Origin of the sequence: Sporomusa sp. KB1, assembly GCF_007830295.1 — a bacterium.
GTDB lineage: Bacteria > Bacillota > Negativicutes > Sporomusales > Sporomusaceae > Sporomusa.
In genome coordinates this window covers 528,931-550,245 of sequence record NZ_VLKC01000002.1, presented here as the reverse complement: position 1 = coordinate 550,245, position 21,315 = coordinate 528,931, and the positions used below count along the sequence as shown (strand labels likewise).

At 46.8% G+C, this 21,315-nt stretch carries 20 protein-coding genes; 18 read left to right on the top strand and 2 right to left on the bottom strand.

The window, feature by feature from the left end; all coding sequences use genetic code 11:
• Positions 1 to 43: 43 nt before the first annotated feature.
• From SALPA_RS06370 to SALPA_RS06320, 11 genes are all read left to right on the top strand, one after another.
• Complete coding sequence (locus SALPA_RS06370) at positions 44 to 1,384, top strand: nucleobase:cation symporter-2 family protein (protein ID WP_145091167.1); 1,341 nt, start codon at positions 44 to 46, stop codon at positions 1,382 to 1,384.
• Entirely contained in the window at positions 1,359 to 2,135 is a 777-nt protein-coding gene (gene yqeC, locus SALPA_RS06365) for a selenium cofactor biosynthesis protein YqeC (RefSeq protein ID WP_186450936.1), read from the top strand. Before SALPA_RS06370 ends, yqeC begins: the two co-directional genes overlap by 26 nt.
• Positions 2,132 to 2,737, top strand: a complete 606-nt coding sequence (locus SALPA_RS06360; protein ID WP_145091162.1) for an NTP transferase domain-containing protein — start codon at positions 2,132 to 2,134, stop codon at positions 2,735 to 2,737. Before yqeC ends, SALPA_RS06360 begins: the two co-directional genes overlap by 4 nt.
• A 215-nt stretch (positions 2,738 to 2,952) precedes the next feature.
• The gene (locus tag SALPA_RS06355; RefSeq protein WP_145091159.1) at positions 2,953 to 3,420 is read left to right on the top strand and encodes a chemotaxis protein CheW; all 468 of its coding nucleotides are present in this window, start codon (positions 2,953 to 2,955) and stop codon (positions 3,418 to 3,420) included.
• A 107-nt stretch (positions 3,421 to 3,527) separates the two neighbouring features.
• Complete coding sequence (locus SALPA_RS06350) at positions 3,528 to 4,421, top strand: radical SAM protein (protein WP_145091155.1); 894 nt, start codon at positions 3,528 to 3,530, stop codon at positions 4,419 to 4,421.
• A gap of 280 nt (positions 4,422 to 4,701) precedes the next feature.
• Positions 4,702 to 5,979, top strand: coding sequence for a uracil permease (gene uraA / locus SALPA_RS06345; RefSeq protein ID WP_145091152.1), 1,278 nt, complete (start codon positions 4,702 to 4,704; stop codon positions 5,977 to 5,979).
• Positions 5,980 to 6,052: 73 nt separating this feature from the next.
• Positions 6,053 to 6,994, top strand: a complete 942-nt coding sequence (gene gluQRS / locus SALPA_RS06340; protein WP_145091148.1) for a tRNA glutamyl-Q(34) synthetase GluQRS — start codon at positions 6,053 to 6,055, stop codon at positions 6,992 to 6,994.
• A gap of 70 nt (positions 6,995 to 7,064) precedes the next feature.
• On the top strand, positions 7,065 to 7,352 hold the full coding sequence (locus SALPA_RS06335; protein WP_145091145.1) for a hypothetical protein: 288 nt from the start codon (positions 7,065 to 7,067) through the stop codon (positions 7,350 to 7,352).
• 232 nt (positions 7,353 to 7,584) lie between these two features.
• Complete coding sequence (locus SALPA_RS06330; protein ID WP_145091142.1) at positions 7,585 to 8,361, top strand: histidinol phosphate phosphatase; 777 nt, start codon at positions 7,585 to 7,587, stop codon at positions 8,359 to 8,361.
• Entirely contained in the window at positions 8,358 to 8,765 is a 408-nt protein-coding gene (locus SALPA_RS06325; RefSeq protein ID WP_145091139.1) for a VOC family protein, read from the top strand. The genes SALPA_RS06330 and SALPA_RS06325 overlap by 4 nt, the downstream gene beginning before the upstream one ends.
• Before the next feature lie 152 nt (positions 8,766 to 8,917).
• Positions 8,918 to 11,851, top strand: coding sequence for an insulinase family protein (locus tag SALPA_RS06320; protein WP_145091136.1), 2,934 nt, complete (start codon positions 8,918 to 8,920; stop codon positions 11,849 to 11,851).
• A 211-nt stretch (positions 11,852 to 12,062) separates the two neighbouring features.
• On the opposite strand, the gene SALPA_RS06315 is transcribed toward SALPA_RS06320, so the two are convergent.
• Entirely contained in the window at positions 12,063 to 12,356 is a 294-nt protein-coding gene (locus SALPA_RS06315) for a hypothetical protein (protein WP_145091133.1), read from the bottom strand.
• A 171-nt stretch (positions 12,357 to 12,527) separates the two neighbouring features.
• Here SALPA_RS06315 and SALPA_RS06310 point away from each other — a divergent pair, with 171 nt between their 5' ends.
• From SALPA_RS06310 to SALPA_RS06300, 3 genes are all read left to right on the top strand, one after another.
• A complete protein-coding gene (locus SALPA_RS06310; RefSeq protein WP_145091130.1) occupies positions 12,528 to 15,059 on the top strand; it encodes a hypothetical protein in 2,532 nt (843 codons plus the stop codon).
• A 138-nt stretch (positions 15,060 to 15,197) separates the two neighbouring features.
• Positions 15,198 to 15,779: an RNA polymerase sigma factor gene (locus SALPA_RS06305; RefSeq protein ID WP_145091127.1), complete on the top strand. Its 582-nt coding sequence runs from the start codon at positions 15,198 to 15,200 to the stop codon at positions 15,777 to 15,779.
• Complete coding sequence (locus tag SALPA_RS06300) at positions 15,769 to 16,671, top strand: hypothetical protein (protein ID WP_145091124.1); 903 nt, start codon at positions 15,769 to 15,771, stop codon at positions 16,669 to 16,671. The genes SALPA_RS06305 and SALPA_RS06300 overlap by 11 nt, the downstream gene beginning before the upstream one ends.
• Positions 16,672 to 16,701: 30 nt before the next feature.
• Here the strand turns inward: SALPA_RS06300 and SALPA_RS06295 are convergent, their stop codons facing one another.
• Positions 16,702 to 17,859: an HD-GYP domain-containing protein gene (locus SALPA_RS06295; RefSeq protein ID WP_145091122.1), complete on the bottom strand. Its 1,158-nt coding sequence runs from the start codon at positions 17,857 to 17,859 to the stop codon at positions 16,702 to 16,704.
• 121 nt (positions 17,860 to 17,980) lie between these two features.
• On the opposite strand from SALPA_RS06295, the gene SALPA_RS06290 reads away from it, so the two are divergent.
• The 4 genes from SALPA_RS06290 to prfA all read left to right on the top strand — a co-directional run bounded on the left by SALPA_RS06290 (position 17,981) and on the right by prfA (position 21,291).
• Positions 17,981 to 18,802 carry a carbon-nitrogen hydrolase family protein gene (locus SALPA_RS06290; protein WP_255450901.1) on the top strand — a complete coding sequence of 274 codons (822 nt, stop codon included), beginning with the start codon at positions 17,981 to 17,983 and terminating at the stop codon, positions 18,800 to 18,802.
• 214 nt (positions 18,803 to 19,016) lie between these two features.
• Positions 19,017 to 19,226, top strand: coding sequence for a 50S ribosomal protein L31 (rpmE, locus tag SALPA_RS06285; protein ID WP_094603960.1), 210 nt, complete (start codon positions 19,017 to 19,019; stop codon positions 19,224 to 19,226).
• Between the two features lie 117 nt (positions 19,227 to 19,343).
• The gene (locus SALPA_RS06280) at positions 19,344 to 20,234 is read left to right on the top strand and encodes a DUF1385 domain-containing protein (RefSeq protein WP_145091117.1); all 891 of its coding nucleotides are present in this window, start codon (positions 19,344 to 19,346) and stop codon (positions 20,232 to 20,234) included.
• Positions 20,224 to 21,291: a peptide chain release factor 1 gene (prfA, locus tag SALPA_RS06275; protein WP_145091115.1), complete on the top strand. Its 1,068-nt coding sequence runs from the start codon at positions 20,224 to 20,226 to the stop codon at positions 21,289 to 21,291. The genes SALPA_RS06280 and prfA overlap by 11 nt, the downstream gene beginning before the upstream one ends.
• Positions 21,292 to 21,315 lie beyond the last annotated feature (24 nt).

Below are 21,315 nucleotides of genomic sequence, written 5' to 3'. Positions count from 1 at the left end.
AAGATAACGTTAATCCCCAAAGAATAGAAGGAGGGAAAATGTAATGCAAGAAAACCAATCCAAGCATCCAGTGGATGAAATACTGCCACTGGGCCAACTGTTTACCTACGGCTTGCAGCATGTGTTGGCTATGTACGCCGGGGCTGTGGCTGTGCCGCTCATTATTGCCAATGCGCTGGGATTGAGCAAAGAGCAGCTGATTTACCTGATTAACGCCGATTTATTCACCTGTGGTATTGCGACCCTGATTCAGACCATTGGGTTTGGGAATATGGGTATTCAGATGCCTGTTATTCAAGGGGTAACTTTCGCAGCAGTGACGCCCATGATTATTATTGGCAAGACTCACGGACTGACAGGCATATATGGATCTATAATGGTCGCCGGTCTTGTGACTTATCTAATGAGTCCTTATTTTAGCCGGCTTATCCGTTTCTTTCCGCCGGTTGTGACAGGTACCATTATCACTATCATTGGTGTCACGCTGATGCCGGTTGCGGTTCGCTGGGCTGCTGGCGGCAATCCGGCAGCCAAGGATTTTGCGGCCTTCCCTTATATCTGTATGGCGCTTGTTACCTTGATACTTGTGCTATTTTTCTACCGCTATTTTAAAGGCTTTTTAAGCAATATTGCTGTTCTTTTGGGACTAATTGTGGGCACGCTGATTGCTATTCCCCTGGGGATGGTTAACTTTTCCCAGGTTCCTGTCGCCGCGTGGCTGGGAGTTACCACGCCGTTTGCTTTTGGGCTGCCAACCTTTGATCTGGCATCCATTCTCGCCATGGTACTGGTTATGCTGGTAGTTATGACTGAAACGACAGGCGACTGTATCGCTATTGGTGAGATTATTGAAAAGCCTGTTACGCAAAAGGATTTGACCAAGGGTCTCCGCGCCGATGGGTTTTCCACCATTTTGGGCGGGATATTGAATAGTTTCCCGTACACTGCTTTTGCGCAAAATGTCGGCTTAGTTGGTTTGACAAGGGTTAAGAGCCGATTTGTGGTAGCAGCTGCTGGCGTCATCCTGATAGTCCTGGGCTTATTCCCTAAAGCAGCTGCTGTTATTGCCGCTATTCCCAATCCGGTATTAGGCGGCGCGGGCATTGCTATGTTCGGTATGGTAGCTGCCAGCGGGATTAAGACCTTATCCAAGGTTCAATTTGATGGTACTCACAATATTATGGTAGTTGCCGTCAGTATCGGCGTAGGCATGATTACGCTGGCCGTACCTAACTTTTATCAGAACTTCCCCAGTTGGGCACAGGTAATTCTCCACAGCGGCATTACTGCCGGCAGTGTGACAGCGATCATTTTGAACGCTGCCTTAAATGGTACTGATAAACCAGGTGAAACCGCTATTGGCAAGCAGGAATATATCGGTTAATATGCTGGTAGATGCCGTAGGACTAAAGCAGCCAGGTGTAGTGGCGTGCGTTGGTGCGGGAGGTAAGACATCTTTAATGCAGTCACTTGTCGCTGCTGGTCTGGGATGGCCTATTGTGGTTACAACTACAACCAAGATGTTTTATCGTCAGATAACTCATTATCCCCTGGTGGTGACTGATAACTATGGCCGAGGGGCGGCAAAGGTTATGCAGGCACTGGCAAAGCAGCAGCAGGTGGCTTGGTTTTTCCGGCAAGAGGGGGAAAAGGTAATAGGGATACCGCTCGACTGGGTGGATAAGCTGGCCGCCGCTCTGCCTGGTGCCTGTATTTTGGTTGAAGCAGACGGGGCGCGTCATTGTCTTATTAAAGCTCCGTCGGCGCAGGAGCCCGTTATACCTGCCAGTACAATGCGAACTGTCGGCGTAGTTAATATAAGCGCGCTGGAGCAGCCGTTATCTCCAGCCAATACCCATCGATTAGAGTTAGTGACGCATATAATTAATAAACAGCCGGGCGAGCCAATCACCTGGCAGGATATTGCCAGGCTGGCCGTGCATCACCAGGGCATCTTCCAATATGCCCGGGGAAGCAAGGTTTTACTGCTTAGCGGTAGCGGTGATCAGGCTGCGAGGCAAGCAGCCAAACAAATTGCCGGCTATGTTAAGGTGGCTGATGTGGGTATTGAGCGGGTAGTGGTAACCACAGGCTACGGCGTTGCCATGCAGCCAAGCGAGGTGTATAACCTGTGAGTAATGGAATTGGGGTAGTAATTTTGGCGGCAGGTACTGCCAGCCGTATGGGCCGGCAAAAACTGCTGCTGCCACTGGCTGGCCAACCCTTGTTGTCCCATGTACTAGATATTGTGCGCAAATTCCCGTGGGCCGATTGTATTGCCATTATTGGGGAACCTGAGGCCAAGCTGGCTGCGCTGTGCCAGTCGCAGGCTATTCGCTCAATCTATAATTCCAAGCGACAGCAGGGGCAGGCTACGTCGATTGTTTTGGGTGTTCAGCAGTTAGCCAGAGAGCTTGACGGTATCATGTTTTTTTTGGGCGATCAGCCGTTGGTATCGCAAGCGCTGATTGAGACTCTAATTGCTCGCTTCGTGCAGTCAGCCAGCAGTAAAACTATTATTGTGCCTTGTTATCAGGGACAACGCCATAGTCCTGTACTATTTGGCAGCTATTGGTTTACTGCGCTTACTGAGCTAAACGGTGATACCGGCGGACGGCAGATTATGCGTGCTAACCCGGCGCAGGTTGTGGAAGTTGACTGGCCTGAAAAGGCGGCTTTTTACGATGCTGATACCTGGGAAGACTATCAAAAGTTAAAACAAGAGTTATTTGCCTAATTATTGCAGGAAGAAACGCTTGCCCGCAAGGGAAGCGTTTTTATTTTCACATGGAATTTATTGGAGGAAAACCAGGTTTACTATAGAATAGATAAAAATAGGATAATTGTCGCAAGCTACAAGTCTGACACTGATTAGAAAAGGGGGGGGATAAAACAGTTGGGCAGATCATAGTCATAAACTATTTCTCTGACATGAGGAGGGGGTTGCTTACTATGTCGCGTGTACAACTGGTTGTGTTTGATATGGATGGTCAGGAGTTTGGTATTGATGCCAGACTGATAAGTGGTATCTTGAGGGCTAAAAGGTGTAATATCCAAAAGGATTCAAGTATGCCCAAAGAGATTGAAGGCAGGATAACTTTACGGGGTAATGTCAGTTATGTTTATAATTTGCGCTATAAATTAAGCTTGGAAAATACACCAATTAAAGAAGAAAGTAAAATTATTATAGCTTGTACTAATGATATGCCTATAGGCTTAGGCTGTATTGTTGATGAAATAAAGGATATTGTTTACTTTGATGATGAAGAAATCGAGCGGCCAATCTGCTTTGAAACCGGTGAGGAAACACCGTATATTGACGGCATTGGCAGAGTGGGTGAAAGAAGAATTATTATTCTAGATTTTGACCGCTTGCTGGTAGAAGCCGGGCGGGAAACAAACATTCAGCAGCTGGCTTAGTTGTTTTCAAAAAGTTGTTAGGGGGCTTAGGCCCCTTTTGACAACTTTTTTTATTTTTGTTACAGTAAGAAGGAGTATAATAACATTTTTGACAAGAGGCGATATAGTTGTATTTTGACACTAATGAGGGGATGGTGTTTCGTCCCCCCAGTGAAGCGCACAGTTTCATTTTGCGGATAACAACAGGCTGCTCACATAATGCCTGTACCTACTGCACTATGTATCGTTCGGTTGCCTTTTGCGTGCGGCCCTGGGAAGAGGTTGTGGCCCAGATCGAGGCGGCTAAGCCTTATGCCCGGCATATTCGCCGTATATTTTTGGCAGATGGCAACGCAATGGTGCTGGCAACAGACAGGTTGTTAGCTGTCCTGCACGTTTTGCAGCAAGCGTTTCCCCGTTTGCAACGGGTATCTTGTTATGCCGGTCCTAAGGATATACTAAATAAAACGCTGTTAGAATTGGCGGCGCTGCGGGAGGCCGGGCTTAGGCTGGTATATTTTGGGCTGGAGTCAGGTGATGAGCTTGTACTAAAGCAGGTAAATAAAGGCGTTGGGGCAGCCGAGGCCATTGCGGCTGGCCGGCGTATTGTAGAATCAGGCATCAAGTTGTCAGTGATGGTTATTGCCGGTCTCGGTGGTCAAGTCCATTCTAGCCGTCATGCCTTGCATACCGCTCAGGCAGTCAACGCTATCCAGCCCCAGATGTTGAGTGCCCTGACGCTTATGTTATACCGTGGCAGTGAACTGTTGGCTGAATTTGAACGTGGTGAATTTGTGCCATTGCCGCCAATGAAGATTATGGGCGAGCTTTACCAATTGGTGAGTAACATTGATTTACCGTCAGGCAGCCACTGTCTGTTTAGAAGCACCCATAGCTCTAATTATGCTGCTTTGGCAGGCACTTTGCCCAAGGATAAGAACAGATTGCTTGAAGAACTACAAATGGCTGAGGCCCGATTAAGCCGGCTGGCCGACTGGGACCCCTATAATAACGCCGAATGAGAAGGTGAGGAGAGCTGTCATAGTATTCCATATCTTGACAAGGGTTGCCCTATGGCTTAAAATTATGGAAGCTTTAGCTCACGCTGAGCATGTGTATATATTCCGCACTAAAGAATGCTACAGGCGCCGGCGGGTGGTGTATTGACAACGCTCCACCACTGACGTTTGACTTCCGCTTATGCCAACACACCACCCACTTGCAAAACTTTACTGCGTTGTATATAGATGAGGAGAAGAAGATTCGCTGACAGGATGTTACATAACTTTTAAGGAGGAGCTTATGCGACGAACCATTCAAGTGGAAGAAAAATTGCCGATGATTGAAACGCTGCCGTTAAGTCTGCAACACCTATTTGCCATGTTTGGGGCCACAGTCCTTGTTCCGATTTTATTTAAGATTAACCCGGCTACCGTACTATTGTGGAATGGTATCGGCACACTGCTCTACATTTTTGTTACTAAAGGAAAAATTCCTGCTTATTTAGGCTCAAGCTTTGCCTTTTTATCACCGGTGTTTTTGGTCTTGGCCCAATACGGATATGGTGCTGCACTTGGTGGTTTTATCGCCGCTGGTCTTATTTTTACCATCGTAGCGTTAAGTATTGGCGTTGTTGGCACGAAATGGATTGATGTTGTTTTCCCACCGGCCGCCATGGGCGCCATTGTTGCTATTATCGGCCTGGAACTGGCTCCTGTTGCTGCTGATATGGCTGGGCTGCTGGCTAAGGAACCTGATCCCCAGGTGATAATGGTATCTATCTTTACGCTGGGGGTAACCATTCTTGGTTCTGTTTTATTCCGTGGATTTTTTGCTGTTATTCCGATATTAATTGGTATTGCTGCCGGTTATACTCTGGCCTTGGCGTTGGGGATGGTTAATTTAGCTGCCGTCTACACTACACCATGGTTTGCGCTGCCTACCTTCTATACGCCTGAATTCAATCTGCAAGCCATCATAATTATCATTCCCGCGTCGTTGGTAGTTATTGCCGAACACATCGGCCACTTGGTAGTTACCAGTAATATTGTTGGTCGCGATTTGTCGGCATCACCAGGTTTGCATCGTTCCTTGTTAGGCAATGGCCTGTCGACAATGGTATCTGGCTTCTTTGGCTCCACGCCCAATACCACGTATGGAGAAAACATTGGCGTTATGGCTTTATCCCGGGTCTATAGTGTCTGGGTAATTGGCTTTGCTGCAGTCCTTGCTATTGTATTATCCTTTGTCGGTAAATTGGCAGCCCTTATTCAAAGCATTCCCGGCCCGGTTATGGGCGGCGTATCATTGTTATTATTCGGGGTTATCGCGGCTTCCGGTGTTCGGATACTGGTAGAGTCGAAAGTGGATTATAACCGTTCACGCAACTTGATTTTAACAGCTGTTGTCCTGATTATCGGTGTCAGCGGCGCCCACATGACCTTTGGTTCGGTCACACTTAAAGGCATGGCATTAGCTACCATAGTAGCGATCATTCTTGGCTTGACCTTTACGATATTTGACAAGCTGGGTCTTACCAATGATAATGATAGTGCTGAAACCCAGCAAAGTCAGGAATAATAACAACAAGCCGGGGTGGCAAGCCCCGGCTTTGTTGTTATTATATTCATGTCAAAGGAGGACAGGAGTCATTATGCGAACAATGCGGGGGCGGTTTGCTCCTAGTCCCACAGGTGAAATTCATTTAGGTAATGCCTGGACGGCACTGCTGGCCTGGCTGCAGGTGCGGGCGGCTGGCGGAACCATGGTACTGAGAGTAGAAGATCTTGATCCTGACCGGTCACGGCCTGAATATGGAGAACAGTTGATGGTTGATATGAAATGGCTGGGGCTTGATTGGGACGAGGGGCCGGATGTTGGCGGCTGTTATGCGCCTTACTGCCAGGCTGAGCGGCGTGGGCTGTATCAGGCGGCACTTGAACGACTGGCGGCAGCAGGCTTGGTATATTCCTGCTACTGTACTCGGGCTGAATTGGTCGCATCGGCGCCGCATGGTAGCGAAAATGAACGTGTTTACACTGGTATTTGCCGGCGGCGTAAGCTTGACGATGCCAGGCAGGTAATCCGGCATCCTGCGCTGCGTTTAGCCGTACCACCAGGAGAAACTAGTTTTTCAGATTTGCATGCAGGATTTCGCAGCCAGGATATCAGCCGGGAGATTGGGGACTTTATCGTGCGGCGTTCTGATGGTATTCATGCGTATCAATTAGCGGTTGTGGTGGATGATGCCGCCATGAACATTACTCATGTTTTACGCGGGGATGATCTGTTAAGCTCAACGCCACGCCAACTGCTGTTATATCGGCTGCTAGGGCTAAAAGCTCCAGTTTTTACGCATGTGCCGCTATTAATAGATCAGGAAGGTCATCGCTTATCCAAACGGCAGCAGGCTTTATCTATTGCCGCGCTGCGGGAGCGCGGCGTGAAAGCGGAAAGTATTATTGGTTATCTGGCCTGGAAGGCCGGTTTGTTGGAACGATGCCAGCAAGTTAAAGCGTCAGAACTGATTGCGGGCTTTGCGATTGACAAATTGCCGTCCGGCCAGCTTATTGTTGAATATCCGCTGCCAGTGTAAAATGACTTGATTTATATCGAAAAGGTTTGACTTCAAAATCGTCAAGGTTGCTTTTTTAGAATCCTCGCTAATGACGGAATTATCAGACTTTTATTGTTTTACTTATGATGGTGTCAAGTGCAAGGTGTTACTTACTCAAGACGAGGGTGAGGGTAAGTCCCAGACAAAACTGTGGGTGAGGGAAGATTACGGTATTCCCCTGCGGGTAGAAGTCACTGAGGCTAATGGTAGCAAGAATATGGTAATGGAGTATAAGAATCTAAAGGTGGGGGCTCAGCCAGCGGCTGCTTTCCAACTGCCGGAGGGCGTAGAAGTAATGGATATGGGTGAGATGATGAAAGGTCTACCCAAACAGTAAAAGTAGCGAACAATAGTAAGAAAGCTCATTTTTGCCACATGGCAGAAATGAGCTTTCTGCGCGTTGCATGCGTGGTGAAAAGAATGATAGTCGTTCAATTCAGGGAAAGTTAACTTTTCCGTCTGGATAAAAAAGCAGATTCGTTCCCTTAGATATTTGTAGTTTTGGTATTTTTGTATTAGAATGGTAGATAATCACGTTTCTATTCTCTTGAATTAGGGAGGCTTTTTCTGTGTTATTCGATACCCATATTCACACCTGTTATTCTTCTGATTCCAACATGGACATTAAGACGGCTGTCAGCAGGGCTGCTGACTTAAATTTAGGGATTATTATTACTGAGCATATGGATTTGGCTTACCCTGAGCCAGATGTCTTTAATTTGGATGTAAAAACATATTTCCAGGATTACGCTCAATACCGGGGCGATAAGGTGCTGCTTGGGATTGAGGTTGGTATGCGTCCTGATTGCTTGGAGGAAAATCGGCGCATTATTGAAAATAATTTGTTTGATTATGTCATTGGTTCAATTCATGTTGTTGACAATGTTGACATTTACCATAGCTCGTTTTATGAATCACGACCTAAGCAAGAGGTATATGACCGGTATTTTGAAGTTATGCTGCAGTGTCTAAAGAGCCATGATTTCATTGATAGTCTGGGTCATATTGATTATATTGCCCGCTATGCCCGCTATCAGGATCCGGATATTCATTACTGCGAATTTAGCGACAGAATTGATGAGATACTAAAGGTTGCGGCTCAGCAGGAGAAAGCTATGGAAATTAATACCCGCCGTCTAACAAGCCTGGCGGCGGTAGAGCAGTTGCTGCCGATTTATAAACGCTTTTCTGAATTGGGCGGTAAGCTGGTGACTATCGGTTCTGATGCCCATAAGCCGGAGGATATCGGTCGCGCGCTGGCGCTTGCCCAGGGTATGGCAGAAGCCTGCAAGCTAAAAGTAGTCTATTTTAAGCAGCGAAAACCTGAATGGGGGAGAGCTTTATGAAAATAACACGGGTGGATACCACAATTAGTACAGACAAACTAACTGAATCCAAAGATTTTTATATGCGGCATTTTAAATTTGAACTTGTCTACGAAAGCGACTGGTATATTGAATTGCTTGCGCCGGAGCTTTCGGTCGGGGTTAGCTTTACCAAGCCACAGCGCGATGCCGGTGAGTTTTTCCATGGTGCAGGTATTATTATTTCCTTTGAAGTAGAGGATGTTGATGCCGAGTATCGGCGGTTGAAGGAAGCTGAGGTGGAATTTTGTGAGGAGCTTGTTGATAAGCCGTGGGGGGAACGCAGCTTTGTCATTAATGATCCCAGTGGCGTTCATATCTATATTTATAAATCCATTCCACCGACAGATGAGTATCAGGTGCTTTATGATTCATTTAAAAAATAGGATAATTAATTATTGTCAAGTGGGAGAAGCTATTTATTAGCTTCTCTTTGTTCATTTGAAGGAAAACGGTTCCAGATTGCCGAAAAAGAATACTTAACTTCTTAGTAAGACACTACATAGGATAAACAAAATGGTAAAAGCGAGGTAACGATATGTCTTTTAAGACTGGTAAAACCTATCACGGCTTTAAGCTGCTAGAGTCCAGGCATGTTGATGAGATTAACTCTGATGCTAAATTGTTTGTGCATGAACAAAGTGGCGCGAGGCTGCTGCACTTGGGCAATGAAGATGATAACAAGGTATTTTCTATTACCTTCCGTACCCCGCCGGAGAACTCAACTGGTGTGCCGCATATTGTGGAACATTCGGTGCTCTGCGGTTCACGAAAATTCCCGATAAAAGAGCCGTTTGTTGAGCTGGTAAAGGGTTCACTCAATACTTTTTTGAATGCCATGACCTTTGCCGATAAGACCATGTATCCTGTTGCCAGCCGCAATGAAAAGGATTTTCGCAATTTGATGGATGTTTATCTTGATGCTGTATTTTATCCACAGATGCTGGAAACGCCTGCGATTCTTATGCAGGAGGGCTGGCATTACGAGCTGCCTGATAAAGAGGCTGAGCTTACTTATAAAGGTGTTGTCTACAATGAGATGAAAGGCGTATTCTCTTCTCCGGATGCCATCTTAGAGCATCAGATTTATGCCAGCCTGTTCCCAGATACCCCCTATGGCTTTGAGTCAGGCGGCGACCCCGAGTTTATACCAGAACTTACTCAGGAACAATTTGTTGCTTTTCATAAAAAATACTATCATCCCGCCAACAGCTATATTTTTCTTTATGGTGATATGGATTTGGATGATAATCTGAAGTTTTTAGATGCTGCCTATCTCAAGGACTTCACAAGGGTTGAGATTGACTCTGAAATTCCACTGCAAAAACCGTTTAAAGAAATGGTTGTAAAAGTTGTGGATTATCCGGTATCGCCGGATGAGTCAACAAACGATAAAACCTTTATTGCATTAAATATTGTTGCTGGTAAAGCCACCGACCCTGAAAGTTATCTGGGCCTCATGATGCTGGAACATATTCTCTTAGAAACTCCGGCAGCACCACTGAAAAAAGCACTTCTGGATGCTGGGCTGGGTAAAGAAGTATTTGGCAGCTATAATAAAAGTATTCTTCAGCCAACCATGACCTTTGGTGTCGGCGGCGCTAATCCTGAGCAAGTAGATTTGTTTAAAGAAACGGTTTATGATGTACTAAACAAGCTGGCAGCCGAGGGCTTGGATAAAAAACTGGTAGAGTCATCTGTAAATATTTTTGAATTCCACCTGCGGGAAGCCAACTACGGGAAACATCCTAAAGGCTTGGTTTACAACATAAAATGTCTTGATAGCTGGCTATATAATAAAAATCCGTTGATCCATTTAGCGTACGAACCGGCTTTGGAGAAAATTAAACAGCAATTCAGGCACGGCTATTTTGAACAGTTGATTAAAAATTGCTTGCTAAAGAACCCTCACCAGGCACTGGTCACCCTAAAGCCTAATAGCAAGATCGGCGCAAGCAAGGCGGCTGAGAATAAGGCCAAGCTGGCCAAGTACAAGGAGGGGTTAAGCCAAGCTGAGATAGCTGCACTTGTAGAGCAGACCAAGGCGTTGAAAATGCGTCAGGAAACCCCTGATGCACCGGAAAAACTCGAACTGATTCCACTGGTGGAATTAAAAGATATTGATCCGAAAGCAGAGAAATTGGTTGCCGAAAAGCATAAGGAGCAGGGCGTAACAGTATTGCTGCACCCTTTGTTCACCAACCGCATTGCGTATCTTAATCTTTATTTCAACACCGGCGCTGTAGCTGAAGCCGAATTGCCTTATTTGTTTTTATTGGCAGATATTTTGGGCAAGGTTGATACTGAAAAATATCCATATGCTGAATTAGCGAAAGAGACTAATATTCATACAGGTGGTTTTTCCTATGATGTCTTTGCTTTTTCAGAGAACAGTGATGATCAAATATACACGCCAATGTTTCGGGTTAAAGCCAAGGCGCTTGTGAGCAAGCTGCCCGAGTTGTTTGGCTTGTTAGGCGACATAACCGGCGGCAGTTTGTTTACAGATGCAGCCCGGTTGAAAGAACTCATCCGCGAGCTCAAAGCAACCTGGGATACCGCGCTCTTTAGGCGTGGTCAGCAGGTGGTCGCCAGCCGCCTATTATCCTATTTATCGCCTGTTGCCAAATTCAATGAAGTAGGTCAGCTGACTTATTACAAATTTATTGTAGAACTGGAGCAAAATCTGGATGCCAGGATAAGCAAAATTGGCCAGACGCTGGCGAAGGTATCACAGACTATCTTTAATCATAACAACCTTTTTATCGGTATAACCTGTGAAAACGAAGATTATCAGGCTTTTTGCCAGAGCTTGCCTGTGCTTCTTGGCAAACTGGGGACAAGGCAATATGAGCCGGTTACCTACAGTTTCCAGGCTAAGGCCCGTAATGAAGGCCTGATGACATCGGGAAAGGTACAATATGTAGCCAAAGGGGGCAATTTCCGCCGCTTAGGATTTGGCTATCATGGCAGCATGAAGGTGCTGGAAACCATCTTGCGCTATGATTATCTGTGGAATCGGATTCGGGTGCAGGGCGGGGCGTACGGTGCTTTTGCCCAATTTGAACGTAGCGGTAATGTCGTGTTTGGTTCTTACCGCGATCCCAACTTGGCTGACACCATTAAGGTGTATGATGCAACGGTAGACTATCTGAACAACTTTACTGCTGAAACAGTTAGTAAACGCGAAATGACCAAATATATCATTGGCACCATAAGTACCATGGATACGCCGCTGACGCCGCAGATGAAGGGGGAACGGGCAGATGTTGCCTATATTCGTAATATTAGCCAAAGAGATCTGCAGCAAGAGCGGGATGAAATCCTGGCGACTAAACAGCAGGATATTCACCAATTAGCCCAACTTGTCGATACGGTAATGAAAGCCAATATCTTATGCGTTTTAGGCGGCGAGCAACTCATCAAGGCTAACAAAGAGCTGTTTGGGGAATTGGTGACAGTAATAGAGTAATAAAAAAATTGTCACGCTTAGCACATGCAATGACGAAGGTCCTTGAGAGTAGTCATTGAGTGTGTTGCGTGGCAATTTTACTTTCCTAACCAAAAGTAGAATTCTCTTTATCTTAATCAATGAGTTAAGACTCTCGCCTATATAAGAGGCGTTACTTCAGGTGGGGAAGAGTTTCACCTGAAGAATCAATGTTCAGCTTTGCTGAACAAGTTCACTCTGTCAAAATTCCTTGTGCCAATAAAATATCGTCCTTCTCCCAAGCTTCAACAATTACGTGTGCTGTAGGATAGTCAAATCCCATGCCCATCAAATAGGCGATTAACGCCAGTTCGGTTAGGGCATGGCGCGGATTGCTTTCTAACAGTTCGGCTATTCCGTGACGGATTGCAGGCTCAACCTGCAATAAAAAATAACCAGTTGTCAGCGGCTGACCGGGAACAACCTGGAATATTGGCGCAGGCCTTGAACTGCGCCCCCCGGACAGTAGCTTGCGGAATGTAGGCATGTAGCAGCCTCCTTTATGGCTTTTATTACAGTTTATGTATTGGCATAAATATTGTGAGTTATGTTAAGAAATTAAATAAAAATCCCGATAACAGAGATAATCGTAGTTATAAAGCTAGATTCTTAATTGGATTGATATGGGGAGGGAAAGGCATGAGAAAGGCGAGGGACGATGATAAGTAACACCATTAATGATATCCGCTCTATCCAGACTACATCGACAGTTAAACCTGAGGCTGTGCAAGCTGGGCAACCGGACGAGACCACCCAGGTACAGCAGAATTCATCAGGTAAGACAGCCAATTCACCGCAAGCGGTATTGGTGGCTTTAGAAAACATTATTACAACCGAACTAAGTGAACTTTCTCAGACTGTTGCCAACAGAACGGCGCTTATCAAAAGCTTACCACCGGAAATCAGGGAGCTTGTTCAGCAACTGGTAAGCCAGAATCAGGCAGCACAGACTACCCTGCAGGAGGGCTTAGTTGCACTGCTTAAATCATCAAAGACAGGAGCAGAAAAGCTGGCAATGCTGGCTGATATTATGGAACAGGCAGCTGGCCTCACGAACGGGGAGGGACAAGGGCCTGATGCAAAACAGTCTGAAATGGTCCAACGGCAGGGGAATCTATCCAATAACTCGCAGAATTTGCCGACAAAACTGGTCATGCCAACAGGTGATCCAATTATTCTGCTAACTGATGAGCTGGATGAACTTACACAGACGATTGCCAACCGGACAGTCAAGAGCTTGCCACCGGAAAATAGGGGACCTGTTCAGCAGCTGCTAAGTCAGGATCAAGCCACGCAGACTAGCCTGCCGGCAGGTGTAGTTGCACTGCTTAAATCATCAACGACAAGAGCCGAAAAGACGGCAATACTGGCTGATAGTATCGAAGGCCAGGGGGAGGCTTCATCCTCGGCAGCAACAGGTAAACAGCAGCTGCAGACAGAACTCACTGCTGCGTTACAGGGGAAAAATCCTGGTGATTTGCAAGCAATGGCCAAAGTGCTGCGGCAGTTGGCTGCGCGCTCCAATGTGCCAGGCAATAACCAACAGGATATGCGGGCTGCTATTCAGCAACCAGACGGTTTGGTAAGCCAATTGTCAGAAAAAAAGGCAGAGTTAGCACCAACCAACAAAGCTCCTAACCAAGGGCCTGAGGGAAAGCAGCCTGAAATGCCTCAACGTCAGGAGAATTCCCCCAATAACTCGCAGAATTTGCCGACAAAACCTGCTGCGTTAGCGGGTGATTCGGTTAAGTCACAAGAAACGGCTCAATTACTCAAGGCTTTAACCACTCAGCCCGAGCTGGCTGAAAGCCTGCCGCCGGAGATCAGGAAAATAGTTCTAGCTATTTTGCAACAGGAAGAATCAGGTCAAGAGCAAGTCGTGCAGACTACCCTGCCGGAGGCCGAGGAAGGTCAGGGACCTAGTGCAAAGCAGTCTCCAATACCTCAGCGTCAGGAGAATTCCCTCAATAACTCGCAGAATTTGCCCACAAAACCTGCCATGTCAGCAGGTGATTCGGTTAAGCCACAAGAATTGGCCCAATTACTCAAGGCTTTTACCACTCAGTCCGAGCTGGCCCAAAGCCTGCCGCCGGAGATCAGGAAAATAGTTCTAACTCTATTGCAACAGGAAGAATCAAGTCAAGAGCAAGCCGCGCAGATTACCCTGCCGAAGGCCAAGGAAGGTCAGGAGCCTGAGGCAAAGCAGTCTCCAATGCCTCAGCGTCAGGATAATTCTCCCAGTAACTTGCAGAATTTGCCTACAAGACCTGCCATGCCGGCAGGTGATTTGGTTAAGTCACAAGAATTGGCCCAATTACTCAAGGCTTTTACCACCCAGCCCGAGCTGGCCCAAAGCCTGCCGCCGGAGATCAGGAAACTAGTTCTAACCCTATTGCAACAGGAAGAGCCAGCATCGCCAACAGCACAGACAACACAGATGCCAGCGTCAGCCCAAACAACCCAGAATCAAAAGCTTCCGGCACAACAAACACCAAGCCCAATCTCTCAGTCATCGCCGCCAACGCTGACAGCACAGGCTTCATCCCCGCAAACCGGGCAACTGATGCAAACATTATCAGCGGCAGTAGCTGAATTGGTGACAGCTCTCAAAAAATCACAGCAGTCACCAATAGAGAAGATTATCGTGTTTGCCAATATTTTGGAACAGGCGGCAGAGTTGCTTACACCTAAGCACCCACAGGGTGCTCAGTCATTTGGTCTTAGCCAACAGGCTATAGTGGAGCTGGCCAACCTCTGGCAGGGAGAAAGTCCGGAAGAGGTTAAAGCGGCCATCAAAGTCGTGCGGGAACTGGCCGAGACTATGTCTAAGCCAAGTGGTGTAACAGCGGAACGGCAGGATGCTCAGCGGGTATTGACGATAGCGGTGCCATTATACTTTGGTGACGGCCAAACAGTATATCCGGCCTACATTCATGTTTATTATCAAGAGGAAGAAGACAAAAAAAATCCCGGCCGGAAAGTGACCGAGACATGGCTGAGAATTTGCCTGGAAACCGAAAATATCGGCATGGTAGATGCGGCGTTTCGCTTATATGACGGGAATAACCTGGATGTAAAGGTGCGCTTTACCGATGCAGAAGCGGCCAGTGGCTTTGCCGACAGTATGGAAGAGGTAAGAGAGCAGCTAGGACAACTGCCGCTCACCTTAGGAGAGTTTTTAGTAAGATAAGTTGTTACTGGCAAAGAGTATTTTTGCTTTACTTGGGAAAACAATATAGGGTGCATAAAGTTCGACCAAGTTGTATCAGTTACTTATGGAGTGGAAGTGCGTTTAAATATATGGGAAGGTAAAGCGTGGTGACAAAAGATGGCGCAGGATGAAACTCGTTTGATTGCCAAAGCGCAGGAGGGTGACAAGGCAGCCCTTGATGAACTGGTTACTGCTTATTGGCCGCCTATTTACCGCTTGGCGTTATCTAAGACCGGCAGCCCAGAAGACGCTCAGGAAATCGCGCAAGACACCTTTTTGCGGGCGCTGACGGCGCTGCCGCGGTATAAAGAAACCAACGCCACCTTCAAAACCTATCTGTCACGCATTACGCTTAATCTTATTATTGATTATTACCGTAAGCGTGGCCGGACTCCTCATATGATTGATATTGCTCAATATAATGAGCCCATAATTGACACAAGTACTCGTCCTGACGAAGCCGTTATGAGTGCGGAACAGCGCAGGGAAGTGAGCAGGCTGCTGGAACTTTTGCCTGAAGAGCAACGACGAGTGATTGAACTTAGAATTCTTCAAGGGGTGGCAATAGCTGATGTTGCGAGGATCATGGGGAAAAGTAGTGCTGCCATAAAAATGCTGCAGCAGCGGGCGCTCAAAAAACTGAAGGATTTATTTGATGAAAATGGAATTACAGGAGGGAGGGAAGCTGGTGCAGGATAACACGAATACGGAAAAAGGACAAGCAGAAGCATTGTCAGCCGCTTTGGATGAGCTAAATCAGGGGATGACATTAGAAAACATGCACGAGGAAGAACTCGCCGAACTCTTGCGTACTGCCCAATTAATTAAAGCGGCAGTCGCGCCGCCAGCTGTACCGCCTCCGGCAGTACGAAACTATATTGTGGAGCAAGCAGCCATTTCGATTGCCAGGGCCAAGCGTAAAAAACGCTTGGCCTGGGGCGTAGCTGGTTTTGCTGGTACGGCAGCAGCGGCGGTGTTATTAATTACACTGTTAAACATTTTGCCACCAACCGCGCAAGAACAGCAATTGGCTAAGAGTCCGCAAGCGGTACCGGCGCCGGCCATTGAAACACCGCAACCGTCATCTATTGTGGAAACACCGCCTAATCTGACAGTGCCGCCAGCCAAAGACAAAATACAGGCTTCGACTACTCCTGGTTCTCAAATTACTGAGCCAGCTCAACCTAGGTCTGAAATCACCCAGGCGCCTGGTGCAGCCTTGGCTGCGCCGTCCCCTGCTGTGCCAGCAGTCAGCGATACCATGCTGGCCTTGGCTGACCGTAAAGCTGATATTGTCACAATTGATGCAATCAGCAAAACGATTAGACAAGTGTACCATCAGGGTGCTCCTGATGAAATCATCATCACCCAGGCTCCAAAGCCAACCAATACGCTCCGCACAGTGCCGGTGCCGCCCCAGGTACAGGAAAAAATGGCCATCCCCAGGGAAGCCATTACTAGTAAGCTGCCAAGCCGTAATAAAGTAACTGTCACTATTGATAATAATGAAGTAACGCTGGAAGGCGCAGCCAGCCAGGAAGAACTACTGAGCCTTGCCAAAACATTAACCAAAGTAAGTGTTGCGAAATAAGCATGAAGTGGAGCTTGCCTATGTTTCAGGCTAGCTGCTTGGTTCAAAGGGCTGATGAAGGTTTGTTTGCTGGGTTGAATTGGTGCCCAGTTGCAGAACCTCTGTGAGGGTGAATACTTTAGTAATAAAAGTTGTCAGGTGTCTGGCCAAATCAATTTCGGGGCCATTTTTCAGCTTGTGACCGCTTGCATCAAAGACAACTTTTACAGTTGGCCGGGTTTGTAGTCCGGGAATTACTCGGGTTACTACCGCGATGTCACCTGTATTAAGCTGGACGATGCTGCCTAGCGGATAAAGGGCAATTTGATTTAGAAAAGTCTGCAAAATAATTGGATCAAAGTGGGTATTAGCCAGTGACATCATGATTTCATAGGCTTCGTGCGGCAAGGAGGCTTCTTTGTAAGGTCTGTCTGAGGTAAGAGCATCATACACATCGGCAATGGCTACTATGCGGGCATACTCATGAATGTTTGTGCCCGCAAGGCCGCGGTTATAGCCAGTGCCGTCAAATTTTTCATGGTGCTGAAAGGCAATATGGGCTGAGACTAAGGGGATGTCGCTGTGTTTACGGAGAATATCAAAACCAAGACCGGAATGTTGTTCCATAAGTTTACGCTCGGCATTTGTAAGCGGAGCAGGTTTGAGGAGGATTTCTTGTGGAATGAGCATTTTGCCTGCATCGTGGAGTAAGGCTCCTAATGCCAGTTCTTTGAGATTAATCATGTCATAGCCTAACTGAACGCCGGTGAGGGTAGCTAATACGCAGACATTGACCGAATGCCCAAAGGTATAGCCGTCACGGGCCCGGATATCTGTGAGATGAATCATGGCCCCACGATTTTTGATAACGTCATCAAGAATAAAATCAGAAATTGCCTTAAACTGCTGTGTGTCGAGATTCCGCATGACAGTAAGGTTTTGAAAAGCGGTATTCACGAGTTGGACGGCCTGAACCCGTGTTTCTTCGCGGACAACTTCAGGAATGGTATCTAAAAGGTCGCCATAGGGGATAGTGTCAGTAAAGGGATTTTTTATATAGATACTAGGTAGGCCAAACTGCTGTAAGCGTTCAATTTGCGTAGCATTGAGCACTGTATCGGTGCGTAAGAGCAAGACGCCTTCGGTGCTGAAGATATTACGGGCAACTACCATGTTAGGTTGAAGCTCTGATATAGCAATTTTTTGCATGATTTAAGATGTCCCCTTCTGCTAGTCTACTGAATTTATTCGACAGGAGGTAATGGAAAATCCTTTAGGTTTTTTATTGATAATCCATAAGTGGCATGAATATCATTGGAGGGGTCGAAAGGTGTTAGCTTTTAGTGTTGGAATTTGCCAATTAGGTGTTGTGGCAGATAAACAGGGGAATATTTGTAAAGCAAGGAGCATGATTGCCGAGGCAGCTGATCGGGGTAGTCATTTGGTGGTATTGCCGGAGATGTTTAATTGTCCCTATCAGTCAGAACTGTTTTCTCAATATGCTGAAATCTATCCGGAAGGGCCGACAATTGCCATGTTGGCCGAGTGCGCTGAAAAGCACAAAATAATTCTTGTTGGTGGTTCAATTCCGGAACGGGATGAAGTAGGTAATATTTATAATACCTGCTTTATCTTTAATGAGCAGGGCAGCCTGATTGGCCGCCATCGCAAAGTACATCTGTTTGATGTGGACATTAAAGGGGGGACTGTATTCCAGGAATCTAAGACGTTAGTAGCCGGCAGCAGTATGACGCTGGTAGATACATCACTGGGAAAGATTGGAGTGGCAATTTGTTATGATGTGCGTTTTCCCGAACTGGCCAGGTCAATGGTGCTGCAAGGAGCCAAAATCTTAGTGTATCCAGGTGCCTTTGGCCCGGTGACAGGTCCGGCCCATTGGGAGCTATTGATGCGCGCCAGAGCCGTTGATAATCAGGTATATGTAATTGGAGCGGCTCCAGCATTAAATGCTGCCACCGAGTATAAGTCATATGGGCATTCCATTATTGTTGACCCCTGGGCCAGAGTACTGGCACTTACCAATGAAGCCGAAACCGTGATTACCAGCAAGATTGATTTTAGAACGTTGAACAGAGTGCGGGAAGAATTGCCGTTGCTGCGCCACCGCAAGCCAGAAGTTTACAGGATCTGAGGAAGAAATGAGAGCTTGGTGGCTCAGGCTTAATGCCAGCCACTATTTTTTCGTTTTAACAGCAAGGTATGAAATGGCGGTGGCTATCCCGGGCTTACAAGGGACAGGATATTAGCAAAGTTGCCATGAGATAGCTTGCGTAGCGTAGTCTGATATGCTATAATTACTACGCATAAATTTAATTTAAATGGCTCGATAAAGTGAGGTGCAAGATATGCAAGAAAAGATTCATCCCCAATTCAACGAAGCCAAAGTTGTCTGCGGCTGTGGCAATACATTTGTTACTGGTTCGGTTAAAAAAGAACTGCGTGTAGATGTATGCTCCAAATGCCACCCGTTCTATACCGGTCAACAGCGTCAAATAGCAGCAGGCGGCCGTGTAGAAAGATTCAACAAGCGTTTTGGCAGCAATACCAAAGAATAATTGCCGCTTGGCTAATTGAAGAACATCTGGGCAGCAGAGCAGGAATGCTCTGCTGTACTTATATGTGAACACAGCTGGTATTGCGTAGAAAGTTTTGCTAGAAGGAGGGCTGGCAGCATGAGTCAAAAAAAGCCTTTTGTTGGCGGGCAGGCTGTTATTGAAGGTGTTATGATGCGCGGTCCGGAATTTATCGCCACTGCCGTTCGTGAACCGTCCGGCAACATTACGATTCAAAAGGAACGGTTGACTTCGATTACTGATCGGTATCCTATTTTGAAGAAACCGATGATTCGCGGGGTTGTCGCTTTAGTAGAATCGCTGGTTTATGGCTTGAAGGCCTTATCGTTTTCCGCACAAGCGGCCGGTGAGGAGGAAGAGAGTTTATCGACAAAAGAAATTGCCGTGACCATGGTATTCTCGCTGGGATTGGCTATTTTATTATTTGTGATTATCCCAACCTTTGCTGCAAAATATATTCATAGTGCAGTCACTGATTCCCGGTTACTTAATACTTTTGAGGGTGTTTTGCGGCTGGCCATTTTTTTCCTCTATATTGGAGGAATATCACTCATGAAAGATATTCAGCGAGTATTCCAGTATCATGGTGCTGAGCACAAAACTATCCATGCCTATGAGGCTGGCGAGGAACTGACGGTGGAGAATATCAGAAAATATAGCCGGCTGCATCCCCGCTGTGGCACCAATTTTTTGCTTATTGTCATGGTAGTAAGTATAATTATGTTTGCTTTTTTGGGCTGGCCGGACCTGTGGCTGCGGATTTTGTCCAGGGTGGTTTTGCTGCCGGTAGTGGCTGGCATTGCTTATGAAATTATCCGCTTTGCCGGACGGAGTAAAGCTCGGTGGGTTGCTTGTGCCATTACACCAGGCCTGTGGTTGCAAAAGTTGACTACCCGTGAGCCTAGTGACGATCAGATTGAAGTAGCGATTGCAGCCTTACATGCTGTGCGGCCTGACCAAGAAATAGAGGTGAAAACAAATGCTGGATAAAATGCAGGCAATGGAAGATAAATTTCTCGAACTGGAAGGGCGGATCAGCGACCCGGCGGTCATGGCTAACATGGCCGAATGGCAGAAACTGACCAAGGCTCACAGTAAAATGATTTTGATTGTGGAAAAGTTCCGGGAATATAAGAAAACACTGCAGGCTGTTGAGGATGCCCGTGAAATGCTCAAAGATAAACTTGATGATGAATTTCGCGAGCTGGTGGAAGCTGAGTATAATGAGGCGTACTCTAAAATAGAGGGCTTAGAGAAGGAACTGCGAATTTTGCTTTTGCCCAAAGACCCTAAAGATGACAAGAACGTTATTGTTGAAATCCGGGGTGGTGCCGGTGGCGATGAGGCCGCACTGTTTGCTGGTGATTTATTCCGTATGTATACCCGCTATGCTGAAAATCAGGGCTGGCGGACTGAAATACTTGATGCCAATGCACCCGATCTTGGCGGTTTCAAGGAAGTGATATTTTCTATTCAAGGCGAGGGGGCCTATTCTAAGCTCAAGTATGAGAGTGGGGTGCATCGCGTGCAGCGGGTGCCGACAACTGAGTCCAGCGGCCGGATTCATACTTCCACCGTGACAGTAGCGGTATTGCCTGAAGCCGAAGATGTGGATATTGAAATCAACCCCAATGACCTGCGCATTGATACCTATTGCGCCAGTGGCGCCGGCGGTCAGCATGTCAATAAGACGGAATCGGCGGTGCGCATTATCCACTTGCCGACAGGAGTTATGGTAACATGCCAGGATGAAAAATCGCAGCTTAAAAATAAGGATAAGGCCATGCGTGTGCTGCGCTCCAAAATATTAGAGCTGGCGCAGTCTGAGCAAGCTGCTGAGATGGCGGAGAATCGCAAAAGTCAGGTAGGCACCGGTGATCGCAGTGAACGAATTCGGACCTATAACTTTCCGCAGGGCCGCGTTACTGATCATCGCATTGGTCTAACACTGCATAAACTGGATTTTGTCCTCAACGGCGATTTAGATGAGCTAATCTCGGCGCTGGTAACTGCTGGTCAAAGTGAAAAATTACAAGAAGTACAATAAATAATAAAGTTAAGGATGGTGAGA

Coding starts and splice junctions, on each gene's coding strand:
- SALPA_RS06370 (WP_145091167.1), top strand. CDS start 44: ATGCAAGAAAACCAATCCAAGCATCCAGTGGATGAAATACTGCCACTG.
- SALPA_RS06355 (WP_145091159.1), top strand. CDS start 2,953: ATGTCGCGTGTACAACTGGTTGTGTTTGATATGGATGGTCAGGAGTTT.
- uraA (WP_145091152.1), top strand. CDS start 4,702: ATGCGACGAACCATTCAAGTGGAAGAAAAATTGCCGATGATTGAAACG.
- gluQRS (WP_145091148.1), top strand. CDS start 6,053: ATGCGAACAATGCGGGGGCGGTTTGCTCCTAGTCCCACAGGTGAAATT.
- SALPA_RS06335 (WP_145091145.1), top strand. CDS start 7,065: ATGACGGAATTATCAGACTTTTATTGTTTTACTTATGATGGTGTCAAG.
- SALPA_RS06325 (WP_145091139.1), top strand. CDS start 8,358: ATGAAAATAACACGGGTGGATACCACAATTAGTACAGACAAACTAACT.
- SALPA_RS06320 (WP_145091136.1), top strand. CDS start 8,918: ATGTCTTTTAAGACTGGTAAAACCTATCACGGCTTTAAGCTGCTAGAG.
- SALPA_RS06315 (WP_145091133.1), bottom strand. CDS start 12,356: ATGCCTACATTCCGCAAGCTACTGTCCGGGGGGCGCAGTTCAAGGCCT.
- SALPA_RS06310 (WP_145091130.1), top strand. CDS start 12,528: ATGATAAGTAACACCATTAATGATATCCGCTCTATCCAGACTACATCG.
- SALPA_RS06305 (WP_145091127.1), top strand. CDS start 15,198: ATGGCGCAGGATGAAACTCGTTTGATTGCCAAAGCGCAGGAGGGTGAC.
- SALPA_RS06295 (WP_145091122.1), bottom strand. CDS start 17,859: ATGCAAAAAATTGCTATATCAGAGCTTCAACCTAACATGGTAGTTGCC.
- rpmE (WP_094603960.1), top strand. CDS start 19,017: ATGCAAGAAAAGATTCATCCCCAATTCAACGAAGCCAAAGTTGTCTGC.
- SALPA_RS06280 (WP_145091117.1), top strand. CDS start 19,344: ATGAGTCAAAAAAAGCCTTTTGTTGGCGGGCAGGCTGTTATTGAAGGT.
- prfA (WP_145091115.1), top strand. CDS start 20,224: ATGCTGGATAAAATGCAGGCAATGGAAGATAAATTTCTCGAACTGGAA.